Genomic DNA, 17565 nt, shown 5'->3' with positions numbered 1-17565 from the left:
TGGTGTTGGAATGCCTTAGGGTTGAGGTATCTAAAAATTTAAGTTGGCTAGCGCCGCTGCCAGTTTCTGCCAACCGTCCGCAGGGGGCAAGCCAATCCGCACTCCCTGCCGTGCCGGGAAATGCCGCGTCCAGACGCCTTGATGTGCCAATTGCGCATGCAGGTGCTCCGCATGCGCTAATTTCAACCACTGGAACAACGCGCAGCCATTGAGCGGCGGCAGGCCGGCCTGCTGCAGCATCTCCGCCAATTGCTGGCTTTCAGCCAGCATCCTTGCGCGGTTATGCTGCCGCCACGAATGGTCGGCCAGTGCGGCCTGGGCTACTATCCTAGCTGGGCCGGTGACGGTCCAGGGGCCTAATATATCAGCAGCACGGTCCAATAGCGATGGTTCTGCCAGCAGAAAGCCCACGCGCGCGCCGGCCAGGCCAAAGAATTTCCCCAGAGAGCGCAGGATGATGAGCCCGGGCTGATGGCTGTATGCCGCCAGGCTATGTTCTGGGGTGCTGTCCATGAAGGCTTCGTCCAAGATCAGCCAGCCCCCGTGCTGCGAGAGGGCTCGATGCCACTCCAGGAGCGCACCGGGCGCAATCAGGCGGGCAGTGGGATTGTTGGGGTTGCACGCTAGCAGCACATCGGTTTCAGCAAGGATGTTCGCGTCAGGCAAGTTGTCGATTTCATTGACTTGGTGCCCTTGCTGCCGCCATGCGTGGGCGTGCTCCGCATACATGGGGCCAAGCACGGTGACGCGGCATGGTCCGCGCATTCGCGGCAGGGTCTGGATCGCGGCCTGCGAGCCGGAGGTGGTCAGCAGGTACTGGGCGCCATAATAGTTTGCCGCGATGCGCTCGAGTTGCTGGTCGGTTTCCGGCAGGCGCTGCCACGCCGATGGGGGGATGTCCGGCACTGGGTAGCCGTGCGGGTTGATGCCGGTGGAAAGGTCCAGCCAATCCTCGGGTGCAATGCCGTATTGCTGGCTAGCTGCATGCAGGTTGCCGCCGTGCTCAAGCATGGTATCCCCCGATCAATGCATACATGACGAAAATGACCAGGCACCAGAGCGCGATGCTGCGATCCACCAGCCGCACCGCGGCATGGATGCTCGCAGCCGAGGCGGCTGGCCCGATTCCCAGCGTGGGGCGTACCTTGTCCTGCCCGTGGTAGCGCGCCTTGCCGCCCAGCGTTACGTGCAGCGCGCCTGCTCCTGCCGCCATCACCGGGCCTGCATTCGGGCTGTACCATCGCCCGCCCTGTTGCCGCCAACACGAGAATCCGCTCCTGGCATGCCCGCAAAGCGCGTAGCTCAAGGCGGTCAGCCTGGCGGGAATGAGGTTGAGCAGGTCGTCCAGCCGGGCGGCGGCCCAGCCGAAATACAGGAAGCGCGGCGTGCGGTAGCCCCACATGGCATCCAGCGTATTGGCGAGGCGGAACAGTAACGCGCCGCTGCCGCCGAGCAATACAAACCAGAAGATCGCGCCGAAAATCGCATCGTTGCCATTCTCCAGCACCGATTCCACGCTGGCAGTGGCAATTTCACGTTCATCAAGCGCTGCCGTGTCGCGGCTCACGATCATACCCACAGCATGGCGCGCGGCGGCCAAGTCCTGCTGTGCGAGCGCGTGGTAGATGCGCAGGGCATGCTCCTTGAGGCTGTGCGCGCCAATGGAGAAATACAGCAGCGCGATGTCGAGCAGCCAGCCAAAAGCGGGTAGCCATCGCTGGGCAAGGTGCGTGAGCCAGAAGGCCAAGACAAACGTCGGCAGCAACAATGCTAGCCAGACCAGTAGGCCCAGCAGGCGCGCGATGAAAGGCGCATGTTGGCGGTTGAGGCGTTTTTCCAGTGCTGACGCCAAGTTGCCGAAACCCACCAGCGGGTGCCAGCGTCCAGGCTCGCCCAGCCACAGGTCCACCAGGATGGCGGCGAGCAGCAGGGCTGGGGTTGCAAGAAAAGTAGTGGGATAATGGGCCAATGACATATGCCAACACATTGATGGTTCAGGGCACCACCTCGGATGCGGGCAAGAGCACGCTGGTGGCTGCGTTATGCCGAGTATTGTACCGCAGGGGCGTGCGCGTCGCGCCATTCAAACCGCAGAACATGGCGCTCAATTCCGCCGTGACCAGCGACGGCGGCGAGATCGGCCGCGCGCAGGCCGTGCAGGCGCAGGCGTGCGGCCTGTTGCCGCATACCGACATGAACCCAGTATTGCTCAAACCGAATACCGACACTGGCTGCCAAGTGATCATCCACGGCAAGGTGCTGACCAACCTCGAAGCAACGGCCTACCACGCCTACAAGCCTAAGGCCCGCGAAGCCGTACTGGCTTCATGGCAGCGCCTGCGCGAACAATATGAATGCATCATCGTCGAGGGCGCGGGCAGCCCGGCGGAAATCAATCTGCGGCAGAACGACATTGCCAACATGGGCTTCGCCGAGGCGGCGGATTGCCCGGTAATATTGATCGCCGATATCGACCGCGGCGGCGTGTTCGCCCATATCGTCGGCACCCTGGCGCTACTCTCCGAGTCGGAGAGAAAGCGCATCATCGGCTTCGTCATCAACCGTTTTCGCGGCGATATCGCGTTGCTGCAGCCCGGGCTAGACTGGCTGCAGCAGGAAACCGGCATTCCCGTGCTCGGCGTGTTGCCCTATCTGCGCAACTTGCATCTCGAAGCCGAGGATTCCGTGGCGAGAGATACGCCGGACAAGCCGCAGACCTGGCTGCGCGTGATTGCCCCGGTCCTGCCGCACGTCAGCAACCATACCGACATGGACGCCCTGCGCATGCACCCGCATGTCGATTTCCAGTTCATAGAGCTCAACGAGCCGGTGCCGCCAGCCGACCTCATCATCCTGCCGGGCAGCAAGAACGTGCGCGGCGACCTGGCCGCGCTGGAGTCCCACGGCTGGCGCGAGAAAATTGCCCGCCATCTGCGGTATGGCGGCAAGCTGCTGGGTATTTGCGGCGGATTCCAGATGCTGGGCAGAGAAATTCACGACCCGCATGCGTTGGAAGGCGATGCAGGCTCCAGTGCCGGATTTGGCTGGCTGGACATGGAAACCACCTTGACCAAGGAAAAACACCTTAAAGAAGTTGAAGGCAAACTCACTTTTGCGGATGCCACCGTCACTGGCTACGAAATCCACATGGGTGTCAGCCGTGGTCCGGCCTTAAAACATCCGTTGCTGTACCTTGGCACCCAGCCAGAGGGCGCTTTATCAGAGGATAAGCAGATAGCGGGCACTTACCTGCATGGTTTGTTCGACCACGCCGAAGCCACGCAAGCCTGGTTGGATTGGGCAGGCTATAACCAACTGAAGCAGTCACAAGAAGAAATCGCCCATTACGATTATGTGGCCTTACGTGAAGCTAGCCTGGAGCGCTTGGCGGATGAGGTGGAACAGCATTTGGATTGGGATAGGCTGCATGTATTTGTTGGCAATGAATAATTAAAAAGACAGGGTTGGGGAGTGAACGCTGTGGAGAGACTGGGTCGTTTTATTGTCCATGCTATGGTGGTGTTATTGGCAGTATTGGGTTTGTATACAGCTTCTCTGTATTTGAACAGGCTTGGGTATTGGGCCGTGTTCGGGATGCTGATACTGTTTACATTACCTGTGTTTGTCAGTTTCTCTGAAGGTATGCTGTTCAGGCGTCGTGCGATGCTAGAAAAAGCAGCCCTGCCTGATAGCTCCCTGAAACGTTGGTTCTGGGCAGGCAATATTGCAATTGCCATGCAGTTCTGTCGCGCGTTCTTCTGGGCAGTATTCCTATTGTGTTTGAGTACATTGTTGAGTGTGATGCAATGGTATGTGGTGGCGGTCGATGCACTATTGTTAGGGCTGCTTGCATATATTCTTAATAAACAGCTTTCCGCTCAGCTTAAAGCAGATTATCGGGGGGTATTTGTCAGAAACTGGCCATTATTGTTTTGGCTTAATACAGCTTTCATTGCCTTGGCTTTTTTCTATTTGGATTATGTTTATGGAGCGGTAGATACACGATCTGTAGATTGGACTCTATTGCTGGAACAGGCCAGGGCAAACCAGCTTGATTCTACGGCGACTCAATGGATTGGTTGGTTGATCGGATGGCTGGCAGCGATTGATCAGCTGATTTGGCATGTTGCGCAGAAGCTGATTCCCAATATCGAAATCGTTTCCGATATCTCGCTTTCGTTGATCAAGCTGATGCTTTGGCTGTTAGTGTTATTACCTGCCGGAGTCATAGCATATGCTTTGAATCATTATTTGCTCGGTATGTTAAGTATTGTCAGTCAAATGGGCAGGCAAGAACCACGGATGATTCGTGTCAGTGCGCCGATCAAGATCATCTGTGTGATGACTGTGGTATTGGCTTTTGCCTATTGGCAGTTACCTAACATGACATTCAAGCCCGTGATTGAGCAGGCGAATGGCATCTTGAATCCATGTGAAGTGGATGTGGTGAGAGCGGTAGCACTTCGCAATGCTGCCAGAGACGATATGCAGCAATCCATGCAGGTTGCTCGTGAGGTTGCCCATCAAGACATTGATCATCAGGTAAATCTTGCATTCAGAGGTGTTGAAAACCGGGTGGATAATTATCTGGATTGGTATTTTTCACTCTTTGCTGAATATGGTCGTTTGGGTACTGTAGCGATTAGCACAATGACAGGAAAATCTTTAGAAGATTTCTTGCAGGAGAAAATTCAGGACACTATGTTCAAGCGGGAGCCGGTTGATCAGATGCTGCAAGCCATTCCCCGGCAAGTGTTCAGACATTCAAGTCACTATGTGCAATATGCGGCTTCCATGATGCAAGGCCAGATGGTGCGCGAGGTTAGCCAAGCGCCTTGTGGCTTAAGCACGATACAATTACCAGTGTTAGAGAAGCTGGATTTTTCTCGTGACAGACAGCGTGCCATCACCGCATTGAGTGCGGGCGGCATAGTGGCTGTTGCCACGACTCATAGAGCATCTCGTTTAGCTAGCGCACTGGCACCGAGGATGACGTCAGGGTCTATCATTAGAAAACTGCTAGGGAAACGTGGTGGTGCAGCAGTAGGGAGTGGAGGCACTGCAATTGCTTTATGTGCTCCCGGTGGCCCACTGGCATTTGCATGTGGCGCTGTTGTGAGTGGTATTACTTGGTTTGCTGTTGATAAAGCGATGATTGCCTATGACGAAACGCGCTATCGCGAGCAGATGAAAACGGAAATCCTGGATTTGCTTACGGACCAGAAGAATGACATCAAAACTAAGTTAAAGGCTTCTCATGATGTTGCATTAACGCAAATGGTAAACCGGGTGCAGCAGAGCATAGACAGGGTTTTTATTCCCGCGAGGGATGGTGTGTAGGCTGTGTGGATAGTGCGTATATTTGGCTTTAGATTTGCATTAAAATGAGAACAATTCTTATTTTTTTGCTTGACCATGTCTTTCGACCAGGAGCGGCAATCGCTGCAACTTCTTTTGTTCCGCAAACCGAGCGTAACTTGAATAAGCGTGTGCTGGATCCACGCGTGGGTTGGCAAATTGAAACATGTTTGAAAAGGGAGTTTCTTGATGCAGGTTGAATGCATCAGCTGCCTTATTCCGTATCCGCGATAAAAATCGCGCGATGCAGGATACCTGATAACTCTTTAATATCTACGGTACACCGAGAAATGCTCTGTTGATGATGCGATGGAAATATTGAAGAGCATGATGTCGATGTTGTTGCGATAAATAAAAAAGCACTCTGTGGAGTGCTTTTTTATTGTGGATTCAGCCATGTCGGTATCAGTTCTTACTTTTTCTTGATAATATATGATTCATATATATTTTGTTTATCAAAAGGTTTGTGATGGGTATCGTTAAAATTTCCGACTCCATGCATGAAAACATCCGTTCAGCGAGCAACGCATTCAGCCGTTCGATCAATTCGCAAGCGGAGCATTGGTTGCGGGTGGGCATGCTGGCGGAAATGCATCCGCAATTGAGTTATACGGACATCTGCCGCTTGTTGTTGCAGATCGAGCAGAGTGGGGGCGAGGTGGGCAATGCCCTGAAACCGGCCGGGGGCGATGTGGCTTCCGTGATCAGTCTTAAGCGGACTGTGTGATGCGGGTTGTGCTGTATGGGGCGGATGATGTTGCAAAGGCGCGCATAGCCGGGCAAATGGCTGCCCAGGTGCTTGCCATGGTCAAGGAGCATGTGGCGCCGGGCGTGACGACGGAAGATCTTGACCGCATTTGCCACGAATATATCGTGCATGAGCTGAAGGCGATTCCCGCCAACCTTGGCTACAGCGGTTTTCCCAAGACTATCTGCACATCCGTCAACCATGTGGTCTGCCATGGCATTCCTTCCGGGAAACAAGTGTTGCGGGATGGCGATATCCTCAATATCGATGTCGCGGTCATCAAGGATGGCTGGTATGGCGATACCAGCCGCATGTATCTGATCGGCAATGCTGCGCCGGAGGCGGTGCGGCTGGTGCAGGCTGCCTATGACGCGATGCGGGCCGGCATTTTGCAGGTGAAGCCGGGCAATACCCTGGGCGACGTGGGATATGCAATCCAGCAGGCGGCACATGCGCAGGGGTTCAGCGTGGTGCGTGAATATTGCGGCCACGGTGTCGGCCAGGTCTATCATGACGAGCCGCAGGTGCTGAATTACGGTCAGCCGGGCAAGGGGCTCAGGCTCAAGCCTGGTATGATTTTCACGGTAGAGCCCATGGTCAATGCCGGCAAGGCCGCTACCAGGACATTGCAGGACGAGTGGACGGTTGTGACGCAGGACAAGGGTTGGTCGGCCCAGTGGGAACATATGGTGGCAGTGACCGAAGAAGGATTTGAGCTGCTGACCGATTGGCCGGATGGGTTGGGACCCTATCAGGAAATTGCATGATGCGATCTCCAGCTTGTATGTCTTTTTATGGCGCTTTGCGTGCCTGGGAAAAACTGATGGGCATGGCTGCTGCCGTGCTCAATCAGGATGGCGTGCAAGCTGGCATCCGTTACCAGCACGCATTGGTGCTGGCTGAGGAAATGCTGGAGGCATGCAGTGTCGCAGGCGATGACGAGGTCGCCCAATACGGCGATGCGGTGGTTGCGGCTTATGTCGTCGCGCAACATAATCTCGCCGATATTTACCGTAGGAAAAATGCGCAGGCTTTGGCGGGAGGGCATTATCAGGAAGCTTTTCAGCGCTTGGATGCCTTATGTAAAGACATGGCCGCGCCTGAAGGTTTGCGCCTTTTCGCGGCCAGGCACATGACGCGCGCATTGGGCGAGTGGGTCGCACACCAGCAGCAGTGTGGAAACTATCCAGCCAGTACAGGGCAGCGTATTGAGCGGCCCAATTGACTGGCTGGGTTTTGTTGGCCGGGCTTATCTGGCGCTGGCTGGCTCGTCGAGTTTCTTGCCTGCGTCCGGTCCGGACTTCAATGTATAGATATCGTCGATATGGATCAGGACCGCGAATTTCGGCGTTTTCATGCCGTTCTTTTCCGCGAATGCCAGCGCATTGTCGTAAGGCGCAGTGCCTGCGCTGAATAGCTCGGGTGTGCCGACGATGCGGTAGCCATCCAGGGCGGGGCGGTCAATCACGGCAATCGCCATTTTCGAGCCGTCGCGTATGTTTTGCAAGGTCTGGCCACCGGTGTTCTCATTGTAGATCAAGGTCTGGTCGTCATAGACCCGCAGCGAACGCTTGGGGCCTATGTCCGGCAGTCCATCCTTGCTTACCGTGGCTTGAACCGGCAGTTCCTTGGCCAGCATGGCCTTGATTGAATCGTTGAGTATTTTCATTTGTATTCCCTAGTATTGCGCATTGCTTGGTTAAAAAAACCGGATAACTACCGCATCATATCAAAATATACGTTTCGTTTATATATTGTATATTATCTTGGCGGGACACAGTGCTTGCCGGCATGGTTTAATCTCACCTTGCTTCAATGACCGGAACAGCCCTCATGACCGTTGCACAAACATCGCCAGAAACCAGGAAAACAAATGACCCAGGCAAGAAGGCCGGCATCATCGCCTTGTTGTTGTCTGTCTTCTGCGTGCCGTTGCTTGGTGTCGTGGTGGGGATATTCGCCCTGCTCAAATCGCGCGCCGCCGGACAAGGCAATTTGTTTGCCATCCTCGCCATTGGCATCAACCTGGCCTATACGGTGCTGCTGGTACTATTCCTGGTCAGCGCCAACTATGTATCCAAGGGAAAAGCGGAGCAGCAGCAACAGGAAGAGGCGCTTGAAGCGTTGGCTTTGCAGCGGCATGGCCCCGTGGATACCGACCGTATCGCCCAGGAGCTGCATGGCAAGCTGGAAGCGTTCCGCGAAACGCATGGCGCCTACCCTTCCTACGGCCAGTTGCTTTCCGAGCGCGGCGCTTTGGCTTTGACCGATGAGCAGCGCGAAGTGCTGGTGAATACGGCGACACCGCGCAGCACGCGCGTGGGCTTCCAGGCCTGCGTGGCGTCCAACGGCGTGGGCAGCGGCGCCATCCTCAGGCCGGGCTCAGGCAACCCGCCGTTGGTAGCTGGCAACTGCACCAACATGGCGGCTAGGCGCGAGTAAGACGGCGCCAGCCCATGACCATGCCTGCGGCGGTGAGGATGACGCCGCCGATCGAGAACAGGATCACGACGATCCAGCGCGGGATCTCGGCATTGTCGAACGGTGCGAAATCGAGGCGGTGCAGCGCCGCAAACAGCCAGCGATAAGTGCGGCTGTTATTGTCCTGCGATGCCACGATGCGCGTAGTGGCTGGGTCGATGTAATAGCTGGTGGCGGAAATGTCATCCAGGTCGATGCGGATGACCGGGGAGGCAGCCTCCAACCGTTTGCCGTAGTAATACCTGTCGCCATGCTCCAGCCAGGTGGCAGCCTTGATCCCTGCATGCGGCAGCATGCCTGCCGCCTGTGCCGTGAATGCTGCCGCCGCGAACGGGGCGAGCGGCGCCCCGCTGGCGGCGTCCAGCATCCAGGTGCGATGCTGTGCAAGGCCGAGCAGGATAGGCCTGCCAGCAAAATATATCCATTCGATCTCGCCAATTTTCTCCGTCGCGCCTATCTGCGCCGGCAATGCCGGCAACGGCCCGTACGGCGGTTTTCCTGCCCAGTGCCGCGATTCTTGCTCGCTCAGCTTCTTGCCTGAGAACATATCGAACGGCTTCATCGACAGCCAGCCGCTGAACAGCCATGTCAGGCACAGCACCCCTGCGAGCAGGCCGGAAACATGGTGCCACTTGGCCCAGCCGCGATATGGCGTCATGCGGCCTCCCTTGTAGCGGCGACGCAGGCGCAGGCGGTCTATCCCCAGCCAGATGCCCATCAGGCTCATCGCCGTGGCGGGGAACGACAGCCACATGACGACCTGACGCCAAGCCTGGGTATAATCGAAGCGGAGCGGAGTGAAATATATCCAGTGGATGACGGAGCCCAGCCAGTTCCAGGCGCGCTCGCTACGCGAGGTATCCAGCACGACTTCGGCCGTGCGGCTGGACAAATACAGCACATTCCCGTTGCTGAAGGTCACGCGATGCAAAGGCCGGTGGGCATGGAGAGAGGACGAGATCGACCATTGGTCGCGCTCGATCAATTCTGTATTGATGATGGATGCGCCAGGCAGGAACGCCTGGGCAGAGATGCGGACGTCATTGGGCGTGACGCTCAGCTTCTCGCCGCTGTCTGCCCAGACGGCATGCCAAGTGTCCTGGTATAAGGCATGGTAAAGCGGCCGCCCATTATGCATGGCAAGCCGGAGCTTGTCCGGCTCCCCACCTAGCATGACCCCCACCTGGGCCGGCGCTATGTGTACCAAGCCAGGCGCAACCGTCTCCAGGCGGGGAATCCGTTCTTCCTGCATGAGCTTGGGGTAGGCCACGAACAGCATGACCACCCCGGAAATGAACCAGAGCAGCACCAGCACCCCAAGCGCTATCCCCAGCCAGCGATGCCAGAGGTGGAGGTTGCGCATGGTGAAGAGTTTCATGGTGCTGTACGTACTCAGGAGCCTAGTAACGGAATTCCGCAGTCAGTTCGAGCTGGCGCGGTGCGCCGATGATTTGCTGGGTACTGCCGTAGGCCAATGCTGCATAGAATTTGTCAGTCAGGTTGCGGATATTGGCGCGTAGCGTCATTTGCTTGTTGACATGCCAGGCCGCGCTTGCGTCATACACGGTATAGCCCGCAAGGGTAATCTCATTGGCATTGTTTGCATAGCGTTTGCCTACATAACGCGCACCTATGCCAGCTTCCCATTCAGATGCCTGATAATAGAGCCAAGCATTTGCCACTTTTTCTGGGACATTGGTTGGGGTATTGCCTGCGCGTGAAATGCCGGTGCTACCTTCTCTCAACTCATCATATCTCGCATTCAATAATGCAGCATTGAAATCCAGACGCCAGTGTTCAACAGGGTACAACGTGGTGGAGAATTCAATTCCTCGCGAGGATTGTTGACCGCCTTGCACGGAAATGGAAGGGGTAACGGGGTCTTGGGTAATGATATTGTCCTTGGCGATATGGTAGGCAGCCAAAGACCACTCTCCCTTGAGGTTCTGCAATGCTTGTTTGATACCAATTTCGGCCTGACGTGAACGTGTCAGGTCGAATTCGCCATTGGCAAGGTTGAGTCCCAATAGGTTTGTGATCGGATCGGTTCCTCGACTGGTTTGGGCGTAGAGCGAAGTATCTGCAGTCAAGTCGAATACTGCTCCGACTCTCCAGGTTTCAGGAGTGAATTGTTTGTCACTATCTGCTGCGCCACGATAGTCGCGCCGTTCAGTATCAATGTAATCGCGGCGTATTCCGGCAACCAATTTGAGGCGGTCGGTTGCATTCCACGCATTTTCAAGGAAGAAAGCCTGTTGTTTGAGATCTGCATCGTAATTGCGCAAAACTGAAGTCGTGCTGAGGAAAGTGCCGGTATATCCAGCTACAGGAATGACGTCAGTTGCGCTATTGCCGGAGTTGCTTGCATGCCGGAAATCGGTTTTTGAGATTTCCCATCCTGCAGAAAAACGGTTCAAATGACCCCATAATGTGTCTTCGTGAATGATTTCCAGGCGATTGCCAATTTGCTTCTGGGTGTGAGTGATGGCGAGAAAAGTACCCCTGCGTACTGTGCCGGCTACGGGATTCAAGGTATAACTTTCCGCATTTTGCCATTCGCGGTCAGATTTGAACCAATAAGTTTCATTACGTAGTTTCAGGCGCTCTGAAATTTCCCATTCAATCTTGGCACGTGCGCGCGTGTCCTCAAAATCCATTTTGTTATCGGCTACGTTGTAGTTCTTGCTACGAAGAGAATGCGTGATTTTTCCATAGCGCAGAGGAGACCCATAGTTTGCGGTAGGGGAATCTTCTGCATGATCCAGAGTAAAGCCAATTCTGAGGTTGTCCGTAGGTGTGAACAGCAATGAAGTCATGAGTTTTTTGCTGTCGTAATCACCACGGCTGATATAGCCGTCGCCACCTAATACGGACGCATCAATACGGAATGCGCCGATTTCGCCAATGGCACCAGTGCCGCCCAATGCTGCACGATAAGCGCCATAGGAGCCAGCACCAACGAGCGCTTCAATGGATGCTTCACGGCTTGCCTGTTTACGGACGCTATTGACAATGCCACCTGCCGCACCATCGCCAAACAATACGGAGGCCGGGCCGCGCAAGACTTCGATGCGTTCATAGCCCCATGTATCCGAGGGGTAGGTCAGTGTCCCAGCTCCAGTCATTAAGCGTACACCGTCTTCTGCCTGCGCAACGGAGTTGTTGCCAGTGAAACCGCGAGACGAGAAGGATTGACCGTTGCCAGGCGTGCTGATATCCGTAATGCCAGTAGTCCGGGTCACCGCCTCACGCAATGTGATATCGCCGCGCTGGCGAATGGTTTGCGCATCCAGACTTTCTACGCTGGCTGGTGTTTCCTGAGCAGACAGGCCAAGACGGCTGCCGGTGACGGTTTTCTTTTTCAGGTTAAGTCCGGGCTTGTCTTGTGTTGCCTTGACTTGTACTTCTTCCAAGGTAGCATCTTTCGCCAGCGCCCCGCTGGAGAATATGGCCATTAAGGCTGTTGCCAGGATGTAGTTGCTATTTTTCATTATTGCTCCCAAATTGATGGTTCAGCATGACAAACTGTCATGTGTAAATCAGCCATATGGTCGGAGCAGGGAGAGAAATGCATGCAAAGCGGCTGCAACGGCAATTCGACCTGAGGCACCAATGGCAACCCAAGTCTGCAACGCATCAATAATGTCGAATGAAAATGGTGAACATTCGCCGATTCCAGGACACCCCGCCCTTGCTCGAACAACATAGCTGACTTGCGGCAGGTCTCCTGACTCTCGGGTCATCGTCTTGTTTGTAGCCTTCCCAGATTATTATCCAGTGGCAAGAGTGGCAAACAGACTCACCGATTACAGTTGCGGGGGCAGTTCCGGATTACGATCGTCGTGTCTTCACCGGATTCCCTATTATTCTCCTTGTTGACAACAAGGAAAAACCGTAAGTGCAGCGGATTTTAATTTGTATCGGACATTAAATCAATCAAAGCCAAGGTTGTTCTATGATTATAAAAAGAATTTTTTGCTATGGACTTGAGGGATCGATATGAGAGATATGCGTAAATGATCGTAGGAGGAAAAAGCAATGCAACGTAAAACCATTCGAGATTTTGATCCTGAAGTGATCAAGGCCTATGACGAATATGCGCATGGCGAAATCAGCCGCCGCGGTTTCTTCTCCTGACGGCAATGGCAAGGTCAAGGGCTACCTGGTTAAGCCAGTCAGGCACACCGGCAAACTACCTGTGGTGCTGGTATTGCATGAGAACCGCGGCCTCAATCCCCATATCCAGGACATCGCCCGCCGTGTCGCACTGGATAACTTCATTGCTTTCGCGCCTGATGCATTGGCGCCGCTGGGTGGCTATCCCGGCGATGAGGACAAGGCCCGTGAATTGTTTGGCTACGTTGGATCAAACTAAGACTCGCGAAGATATCATTGCCGCTGCCGCGGCGTTAAAGCAGCTGCCCGAGGGCAATGGCAAACTTGGCGTGGTCGGGTTTTGCTATGGAGGCGGCATTGCCAATTTTCTGGCGACGCGGCTGTCGTATTTGGACGCTGCTGTGCCGTTTTATGGTGCTCACCCGCCTGCAGAAGATGTTGCCAAAATCAAGGCACCGCTGTTGATTCAATTGGCGGAACTGGACGAGCGCATCACTTCCGGCTGGCCTGCCTATGAAACTGCACTCAAGGCAACCGGCGTGAACTATCAGGCGTATATCTATCCCGGCGTGCAGCATGCTTTCAACAACGACACGACACCGCGTTACGACGAAGCGGCTGCCAAATTGGCCTGGCAGCGCACCATAGCCTTCTTCAACCAGTATTTGCGCGACTCGTAGGAATAAGCAGGTGGCTCAAATCCGCGCTACTACAGAGATAGTCTGCCCCATGCATTCCACCACCTGGCCTGCGCGGATTTTCGCGGTCTTGCGCGTTTCCGGCTGGCCGTCCACTTGCACTAGCCCCTCCGCTACCATAGCCTTGCCCTGGCCCCCTGAATCGGCGATGCCTGCCAGCTTGAGTAAGTTGCAAAGTTCGATATAGTCGTCGCGCAGCGTGAATTCCATGATGGTGCCTTGTGTTGAATGCCTGCGATTACACCATGTTTTGCATGGCAATGAAACGAGCAGGGCGGGTGTTTCGCGTAAAATGGCATCAACCCATTCAGGAAAGTATTCCATGCAAGTCGATGCCCAGTTCGGCCCAACATTTTCCCAGGCGATGCAGGCCTTTGATGCACGCAATGCCCAGGACCCCAACCAGACGCTGGTGAACGGCGTGGCTGTTCCCAAGGAGCTGGCTTACGCCCGGCGCATGACGGAGATGTTGCAGCGCTACCGCCCGGATGCCTCCGAGGCATTGCAACTGGCTGCGCGCTGCCAGCACATCGAGCGTTGGACCTTGCCGCGCGACGCCTATCCGATGACCAAACCGGGCTATCATCAGTGGCGGCGCAAGCTCAAGCAGTACCATGCCGAAGTCGCGCGCGAGATCATGCAGCAGGCCGGATATGACGAGGAAACGATACTCCGCGTGGCTGCATTGGTCAGCAAGGAAGCGCCGCTGGCCGATGCCGAGATGCAGGTGCTGGAGGACGTGGTCGTGATGGTGTTCGTCGAATATTACCTTGAAGAGTTCGTCGGCCAGCACCCGGAATACGATGTGCCGAAATGGAAGGATATCCTGCGCAAGACCTTGCGCAAGGTGTCCAAAGCCGGGCACCAGGCCTTGCTGACCCAGGTGAAATTGCCCCAGGCGCTGGTGCCGCTGATCCAGGAAGTGATGAGGGAGGAAGGCTGGCTGTGAGCCTGCGTGAGCGGCAGCTTGCTTTGCCCGTGGGGGAGGCATTGCTCAGAATAGTCCTGCACGATGTGCTGGTGCTGTTGACAGGCCTGGAGGCAGGCAAGTTGCGCTTCCGTGTTCTCGGCTCGGCCAATTCGGACGAGCCGCCTCTTTATCGTTTGTCGGAGGTCGTGTTGGATGAGCGGCTACAGCCCGATCACGACCTCATTGTCGAGCAGGCCATTGCGTTGTTTGCACAATATACTGGCGCACGCGTCATTGGCCTGAAACGTTAGGCTTTCAATACCAGCGGCAAACCGGCCGCAATAAAGCTGACCTTGTTGCAGAGTGAGGCAACTGCTTGGTTGAGGCGGCCTGCCTCGTCCTGGAATTGCCTGTTGATTTCTCCCAGCGGCACGATGCCCATGCCGACCTCGTTGCTCACCAGCAGTATCTTGCCGGGCAGTGACGGGAGCGCATCGAGCAGGGCGGCGCGTTCGCGTTGCCAGTCCACGCCTTCGGGCGGTGCGCAGTCCGGGCAGATGCACTGGGCGAGCCACAGCGTCAGGCAGTCGACGAGCAGGCAGCGGCCCGGCGCGGCCTGCTGCTGCAAGGCCTCCGCCAGCTTGTGCGGCACTTCCATAGTCTGCCAGTGCGCAGGGCGGCGTTGCTGGTGCTGGCTGACGCGATGGCCGAATTCGTTGTCGTACACCTGGGCAGTGGCGATATATACCACTTCCAGGCTGCTTTCATGGGCGAGCTTCTCCGCATAGGCGCTCTTGCCCGAGCGTGCGCCGCCGAGGATGAGATGGTGGTCGTGTGCGTTCATGTTCAACTCCAATGCTTGCTGTGCGCCTGGCTTACGCCCCAGCGCTGCATGATGGCTTGCAATTGCGGCAGCCCATGCTGGATGGCGGAAGGGCCGGGTTGCAGGATGTCGGCCGACTTGATTTCATGCACTTGCCCGGATTGCACGGCGGGAATGGCCTGCCATCCCGGCCGGGCCAGCACGTGTTCCGGCTGGAATTTCTTGCCGCACCATGAGCCGATGATGATGTCCGGCTGCCGCCGGACGACTTCGCCCGGGTCGGCAATGATGCGCTCCTTGGCGGACTTGCAGGCGGCTAATTCTGCAAAGCAGTCGCTGCCGCCCGCAATCTCGATCAGCTCTGCCACCCACTGGATGCCGCTGATCAAGGGATCATTCCATTCCTCGAAATACACCTTGGGGGCAACAGGCAGGTAGCGCGCGGTTTCGGCAGCTTGCTGCATGCGCTGGCGCAATCCGGCAATCAGTGCGTTTGCACGGTCGGCGGCATAGGTCAGGGCGCCCAGCGTCGCAATCATGTCCAGGATGCCTTGTACCGAACGCTGGTTGAACACATGCACTTCCGTCCCGGCGCGTACCAGGTCGGCGGCAATATCGGCCTGCAGGTTGGAAAAGGCCAGCACCAGGTCCGGCTTTACCGCGAGAATCTTCTCGATCTTGGCGCTGCTGAATCCTGAAATCTTGGGTTTTTCCTGCCTTGCAATCGCCGGGCGGTTGGTGAACCCCGAGATGCCGACGATGCGCTCCTGCTCGCCCAGCAGGTAGAGCACTTCGGTGGTTTCCGCCGTCAGGCAGGCAATGCGCCGCGGGCCTTTCATTCGCTGTCTATCCAGCTGTTTTCCATCATCAATTCCGACAAGGGGCGTTCCTTGGCCCAGCCTTCCTCCACCAGCATCGGGGTTTTGTAGAACTCGTCAACCTGGCCCAGGCAGAGGATGGCGATGGGCTTGGCGCCTTCGGGCATATTGAGTATCTTGGCTAGCTTGACGGGGTCAAATATGGACACCCAGCCCATGCCCAATCCTTCCGCGCGCGCTGCCAGCCAAAGGTTCTGGATGGCGCAGGCGACCGAAGCCAGGTCCATCTCCGGCAAGGTGCGGCGGCCGAAGATATAGCGCTCGCGATGGTCGCATAATCCGGCCACCAAAAGCTCGCCGCATTGCATGATGCCTTCCACCTTCAGGCGCAGGAATTCCGACTCCCGCTCGCCCAGCGCATGGGCGGTCTGCATGCGCTCTTCCTGCACCAGGTCGTAGATGCCCCGGCGTACTTGATCGCTGGTGATGCGGATGAAGCGCCAAGGCTGCATCAGGCCGACGCTGGGCGCGTGATGCGCCGCATCCAGCAGCTTGTGCAGGATTTCCGGCTCTATTCCTCCAGGCTTGAAGTGCCGCATGTCGCGGCGCTGGTGGATGGCGCGGTAGACTCCGGCGATCTCGGGCTCGGTAAAGGCGAATTCGTTGCTGGACATTGCGTGATTGGAGCGAAGTTGGATATTCAAGCAGCCAGTATAAAGCGATTAATCAATTGGTGAAGCGCTAAGAGCCTGTTCCACATCTTTTCATCGAGCACGCATGGCATCAGTACGCGTCCGATCAAGGCAACGTACCCATGAAAAGATGTGGAATAGGCTCTAACTCAAGGCTGGGGTGCCGGATGCTCGATCAGCACCAGTTTCCCTGTCTTGGGGTCTCGATAGACCTGCCCGACAGCCTGGTAGCCGCTGCCAGCGGCACTGTCGCCAGTGGTTTCCGGCGCCTCGATTTCCTTGCCTTGCTCGATCTCCCTGGGCGTGGTCAGCATGGCTTGTCCTCCGGCGCTCAAGGCGGCCAGCAGGCCACAGGCGAACACCAGCATCACGTCCACCAGGTTGACCAGGCTGGCGCGCGGGTCTTCGTCGTCGTGGTCGAAACGGCTTTTGAGGCGCAGCTTGCTTACGCTGGCTTTGCTCATGGCCGGGTTTCCGGCGACTGGCCTTCCAAGGCCTCCAGTACATCCTCGTACCAGCGGCGGCGCAGCTTGCCGACCACCAGGCCGATGATACCTGCAATCAACCCCAATACGGTGGCGTCGAACGCGGTGGTGACGGCTTGCGCCAATTGCGCGGGGTTGCCCTGGCCGAGCGCGGCCAGCCCTGGCCCGAGCGGGATGATGGTGGCCATCAGGCCGAGCATAGGCGGGATGCGCGAAAGCAGGTCGGCGCGCTCCAGCCGATGGCGGGCCAGCTTGACCACGGCATCGGCATTGCCCGAATTGCGCATGGCCTTGAGGCCGAACAGGCGCTCGCCCAAGGCCAATCCGGCTTCCAGCACGGCAAGGATGACGGAGGCCGCCAGGATGGCGATGACCGGCTTCAGCAGCCAGGTGATCGCGTGGTGCAGGGTATCGAGTTCAAATGACATGATGACAT

Annotated in this window: 22 protein-coding genes and 1 riboswitch; of the genes, 11 read left to right on the top strand and 11 right to left on the bottom strand. The window is 56.5% G+C overall.

Annotated elements, in window-relative coordinates; translation table 11 throughout:
* Window positions 1-30 precede the first annotated feature (30 nt).
* Together cobD and cbiB are read right to left on the bottom strand one after the other, a co-directional pair.
* On the bottom strand, window positions 31-1011 hold the full coding sequence (gene cobD, locus ACKF11_RS14835; RefSeq protein ID WP_407997698.1) for a threonine-phosphate decarboxylase CobD: 981 nt from the start codon (window positions 1009-1011) through the stop codon (window positions 31-33).
* Window positions 1004-1975, bottom strand: coding sequence for an adenosylcobinamide-phosphate synthase CbiB (gene cbiB / locus ACKF11_RS14830; protein WP_407997697.1), 972 nt, complete (start codon window positions 1973-1975; stop codon window positions 1004-1006). Before cbiB ends, cobD begins: the two co-directional genes overlap by 8 nt.
* A gap of 14 nt (window positions 1976-1989) precedes the next feature.
* On the opposite strand from cbiB, the gene ACKF11_RS14825 reads away from it, so the two are divergent.
* From ACKF11_RS14825 to ACKF11_RS14805, 5 genes are all read left to right on the top strand, one after another.
* The gene (locus ACKF11_RS14825; RefSeq protein WP_407997740.1) at window positions 1990-3450 is read left to right on the top strand and encodes a cobyric acid synthase; all 1461 of its coding nucleotides are present in this window, start codon (window positions 1990-1992) and stop codon (window positions 3448-3450) included.
* A 21-nt stretch (window positions 3451-3471) separates the two neighbouring features.
* Complete coding sequence (locus ACKF11_RS14820) at window positions 3472-5340, top strand: hypothetical protein (protein ID WP_407997696.1); 1869 nt, start codon at window positions 3472-3474, stop codon at window positions 5338-5340.
* A gap of 487 nt (window positions 5341-5827) precedes the next feature.
* The gene (locus ACKF11_RS14815) at window positions 5828-6085 is read left to right on the top strand and encodes a ParD-like family protein (RefSeq protein WP_309566998.1); all 258 of its coding nucleotides are present in this window, start codon (window positions 5828-5830) and stop codon (window positions 6083-6085) included.
* Complete coding sequence (gene map, locus ACKF11_RS14810; RefSeq protein ID WP_407997695.1) at window positions 6085-6873, top strand: type I methionyl aminopeptidase; 789 nt, start codon at window positions 6085-6087, stop codon at window positions 6871-6873. Before ACKF11_RS14815 ends, map begins: the two co-directional genes overlap by 1 nt.
* Entirely contained in the window at window positions 6870-7331 is a 462-nt protein-coding gene (locus ACKF11_RS14805; protein WP_407997694.1) for a DUF2753 family protein, read from the top strand. Before map ends, ACKF11_RS14805 begins: the two co-directional genes overlap by 4 nt.
* Before the next feature lie 24 nt (window positions 7332-7355).
* On the opposite strand, the gene ACKF11_RS14800 is transcribed toward ACKF11_RS14805, so the two are convergent.
* Window positions 7356-7775 carry a pyridoxamine 5'-phosphate oxidase family protein gene (locus tag ACKF11_RS14800; RefSeq protein ID WP_407997693.1) on the bottom strand — a complete coding sequence of 140 codons (420 nt, stop codon included), beginning with the start codon at window positions 7773-7775 and terminating at the stop codon, window positions 7356-7358.
* 164 nt (window positions 7776-7939) lie between these two features.
* Here ACKF11_RS14800 and ACKF11_RS14795 point away from each other — a divergent pair, with 164 nt between their 5' ends.
* Entirely contained in the window at window positions 7940-8548 is a 609-nt protein-coding gene (locus tag ACKF11_RS14795) for a hypothetical protein (protein WP_407994431.1), read from the top strand.
* Here the strand turns inward: ACKF11_RS14795 and ACKF11_RS14790 are convergent.
* Both ACKF11_RS14790 and ACKF11_RS14785 read right to left on the bottom strand, forming a co-directional pair.
* Window positions 8535-9965, bottom strand: coding sequence for a PepSY domain-containing protein (locus tag ACKF11_RS14790; protein WP_407997692.1), 1431 nt, complete (start codon window positions 9963-9965; stop codon window positions 8535-8537). The genes ACKF11_RS14795 and ACKF11_RS14790 overlap by 14 nt on opposite strands.
* A gap of 22 nt (window positions 9966-9987) precedes the next feature.
* Entirely contained in the window at window positions 9988-12078 is a 2091-nt protein-coding gene (locus tag ACKF11_RS14785) for a TonB-dependent receptor (protein ID WP_407997691.1), read from the bottom strand.
* Between the two features lie 209 nt (window positions 12079-12287).
* Window positions 12288-12499: riboswitch (cobalamin riboswitch) on the bottom strand.
* Window positions 12500-12625: 126 nt separating this feature from the next.
* Here ACKF11_RS14785 and ACKF11_RS15325 point away from each other — a divergent pair.
* From ACKF11_RS15325 to ACKF11_RS14775, 3 genes are read left to right on the top strand one after another with little or no spacing between them, the layout of a single operon-like run.
* The gene (locus tag ACKF11_RS15325) at window positions 12626-12724 is read left to right on the top strand and encodes a hypothetical protein (RefSeq protein WP_510338919.1); all 99 of its coding nucleotides are present in this window, start codon (window positions 12626-12628) and stop codon (window positions 12722-12724) included.
* Entirely contained in the window at window positions 12690-12962 is a 273-nt protein-coding gene (locus ACKF11_RS14780) for a dienelactone hydrolase family protein (RefSeq protein ID WP_407997690.1), read from the top strand. The genes ACKF11_RS15325 and ACKF11_RS14780 overlap by 35 nt, the downstream gene beginning before the upstream one ends.
* Window positions 12949-13383 carry a dienelactone hydrolase family protein gene (locus tag ACKF11_RS14775; protein WP_407997689.1) on the top strand — a complete coding sequence of 145 codons (435 nt, stop codon included), beginning with the start codon at window positions 12949-12951 and terminating at the stop codon, window positions 13381-13383. The genes ACKF11_RS14780 and ACKF11_RS14775 overlap by 14 nt, the downstream gene beginning before the upstream one ends.
* A 15-nt stretch (window positions 13384-13398) precedes the next feature.
* On the opposite strand, the gene ACKF11_RS14770 is transcribed toward ACKF11_RS14775, so the two are convergent.
* Window positions 13399-13611, bottom strand: a complete 213-nt coding sequence (locus ACKF11_RS14770; RefSeq protein ID WP_407997688.1) for an RNA-binding S4 domain-containing protein — start codon at window positions 13609-13611, stop codon at window positions 13399-13401.
* 112 nt (window positions 13612-13723) lie between these two features.
* Between ACKF11_RS14770 and ACKF11_RS14765 the strand changes: the two genes are divergently transcribed.
* On the top strand, window positions 13724-14350 hold the full coding sequence (locus ACKF11_RS14765; protein WP_407997687.1) for a DUF4202 domain-containing protein: 627 nt from the start codon (window positions 13724-13726) through the stop codon (window positions 14348-14350).
* A gap of 41 nt (window positions 14351-14391) precedes the next feature.
* The gene (locus ACKF11_RS14760) at window positions 14392-14622 is read left to right on the top strand and encodes a hypothetical protein (protein ID WP_407997686.1); all 231 of its coding nucleotides are present in this window, start codon (window positions 14392-14394) and stop codon (window positions 14620-14622) included.
* Here ACKF11_RS14760 and cobU read toward each other — a convergent pair.
* The 5 genes from cobU to ACKF11_RS14735 form a co-directional block, all read right to left on the bottom strand.
* A complete protein-coding gene (gene cobU / locus ACKF11_RS14755; RefSeq protein ID WP_407997685.1) occupies window positions 14619-15155 on the bottom strand; it encodes a bifunctional adenosylcobinamide kinase/adenosylcobinamide-phosphate guanylyltransferase in 537 nt (178 codons plus the stop codon). The genes ACKF11_RS14760 and cobU overlap by 4 nt on opposite strands.
* A 2-nt stretch (window positions 15156-15157) precedes the next feature.
* Entirely contained in the window at window positions 15158-15973 is an 816-nt protein-coding gene (locus ACKF11_RS14750; protein WP_407997684.1) for a cobalamin-binding protein, read from the bottom strand.
* On the bottom strand, window positions 15970-16626 hold the full coding sequence (gene bluB / locus ACKF11_RS14745) for a 5,6-dimethylbenzimidazole synthase (RefSeq protein ID WP_407997683.1): 657 nt from the start codon (window positions 16624-16626) through the stop codon (window positions 15970-15972). The genes ACKF11_RS14750 and bluB overlap by 4 nt, the downstream gene beginning before the upstream one ends.
* A 167-nt stretch (window positions 16627-16793) precedes the next feature.
* The gene (locus ACKF11_RS14740; protein WP_407997682.1) at window positions 16794-17108 is read right to left on the bottom strand and encodes a DUF2149 domain-containing protein; all 315 of its coding nucleotides are present in this window, start codon (window positions 17106-17108) and stop codon (window positions 16794-16796) included.
* On the bottom strand, window positions 17105-17557 hold the full coding sequence (locus ACKF11_RS14735) for a MotA/TolQ/ExbB proton channel family protein (RefSeq protein WP_309567013.1): 453 nt from the start codon (window positions 17555-17557) through the stop codon (window positions 17105-17107). The genes ACKF11_RS14740 and ACKF11_RS14735 overlap by 4 nt, the downstream gene beginning before the upstream one ends.
* Window positions 17558-17565: the final 8 nt, after the last annotated feature.

Source organism: Methylobacillus draconifructus, assembly GCF_045984385.1.
Taxonomy (GTDB): Bacteria; Pseudomonadota; Gammaproteobacteria; order Burkholderiales; family Methylophilaceae; genus Methylobacillus; species Methylobacillus flagellatus_A.
The sequence above is the reverse complement of the archived record's forward strand: the minus strand, read 5'-3'. Positions and strand labels throughout refer to the sequence as shown.

Coding starts and splice junctions, on each gene's coding strand:
- cobD (WP_407997698.1), bottom strand. CDS start 1,011: ATGCTTGAGCACGGCGGCAACCTGCATGCAGCTAGCCAGCAATACGGC.
- cbiB (WP_407997697.1), bottom strand. CDS start 1,975: ATGTCATTGGCCCATTATCCCACTACTTTTCTTGCAACCCCAGCCCTG.
- ACKF11_RS14825 (WP_407997740.1), top strand. CDS start 1,990: ATGGTTCAGGGCACCACCTCGGATGCGGGCAAGAGCACGCTGGTGGCT.
- ACKF11_RS14815 (WP_309566998.1), top strand. CDS start 5,828: ATGGGTATCGTTAAAATTTCCGACTCCATGCATGAAAACATCCGTTCA.
- map (WP_407997695.1), top strand. CDS start 6,085: ATGCGGGTTGTGCTGTATGGGGCGGATGATGTTGCAAAGGCGCGCATA.
- ACKF11_RS14805 (WP_407997694.1), top strand. CDS start 6,870: ATGATGCGATCTCCAGCTTGTATGTCTTTTTATGGCGCTTTGCGTGCC.
- ACKF11_RS14800 (WP_407997693.1), bottom strand. CDS start 7,775: ATGAAAATACTCAACGATTCAATCAAGGCCATGCTGGCCAAGGAACTG.
- ACKF11_RS14795 (WP_407994431.1), top strand. CDS start 7,940: ATGACCGTTGCACAAACATCGCCAGAAACCAGGAAAACAAATGACCCA.
- ACKF11_RS14790 (WP_407997692.1), bottom strand. CDS start 9,965: ATGAAACTCTTCACCATGCGCAACCTCCACCTCTGGCATCGCTGGCTG.
- ACKF11_RS14785 (WP_407997691.1), bottom strand. CDS start 12,078: ATGAAAAATAGCAACTACATCCTGGCAACAGCCTTAATGGCCATATTC.
- ACKF11_RS15325 (WP_510338919.1), top strand. CDS start 12,626: ATGCAACGTAAAACCATTCGAGATTTTGATCCTGAAGTGATCAAGGCC.
- ACKF11_RS14780 (WP_407997690.1), top strand. CDS start 12,690: ATGGCGAAATCAGCCGCCGCGGTTTCTTCTCCTGACGGCAATGGCAAG.
- ACKF11_RS14770 (WP_407997688.1), bottom strand. CDS start 13,611: ATGGAATTCACGCTGCGCGACGACTATATCGAACTTTGCAACTTACTC.
- ACKF11_RS14765 (WP_407997687.1), top strand. CDS start 13,724: ATGCAAGTCGATGCCCAGTTCGGCCCAACATTTTCCCAGGCGATGCAG.
- cobU (WP_407997685.1), bottom strand. CDS start 15,155: ATGAACGCACACGACCACCATCTCATCCTCGGCGGCGCACGCTCGGGC.
- ACKF11_RS14750 (WP_407997684.1), bottom strand. CDS start 15,973: ATGAAAGGCCCGCGGCGCATTGCCTGCCTGACGGCGGAAACCACCGAA.
- bluB (WP_407997683.1), bottom strand. CDS start 16,626: ATGTCCAGCAACGAATTCGCCTTTACCGAGCCCGAGATCGCCGGAGTC.
- ACKF11_RS14740 (WP_407997682.1), bottom strand. CDS start 17,108: ATGAGCAAAGCCAGCGTAAGCAAGCTGCGCCTCAAAAGCCGTTTCGAC.
- ACKF11_RS14735 (WP_309567013.1), bottom strand. CDS start 17,557: ATGTCATTTGAACTCGATACCCTGCACCACGCGATCACCTGGCTGCTG.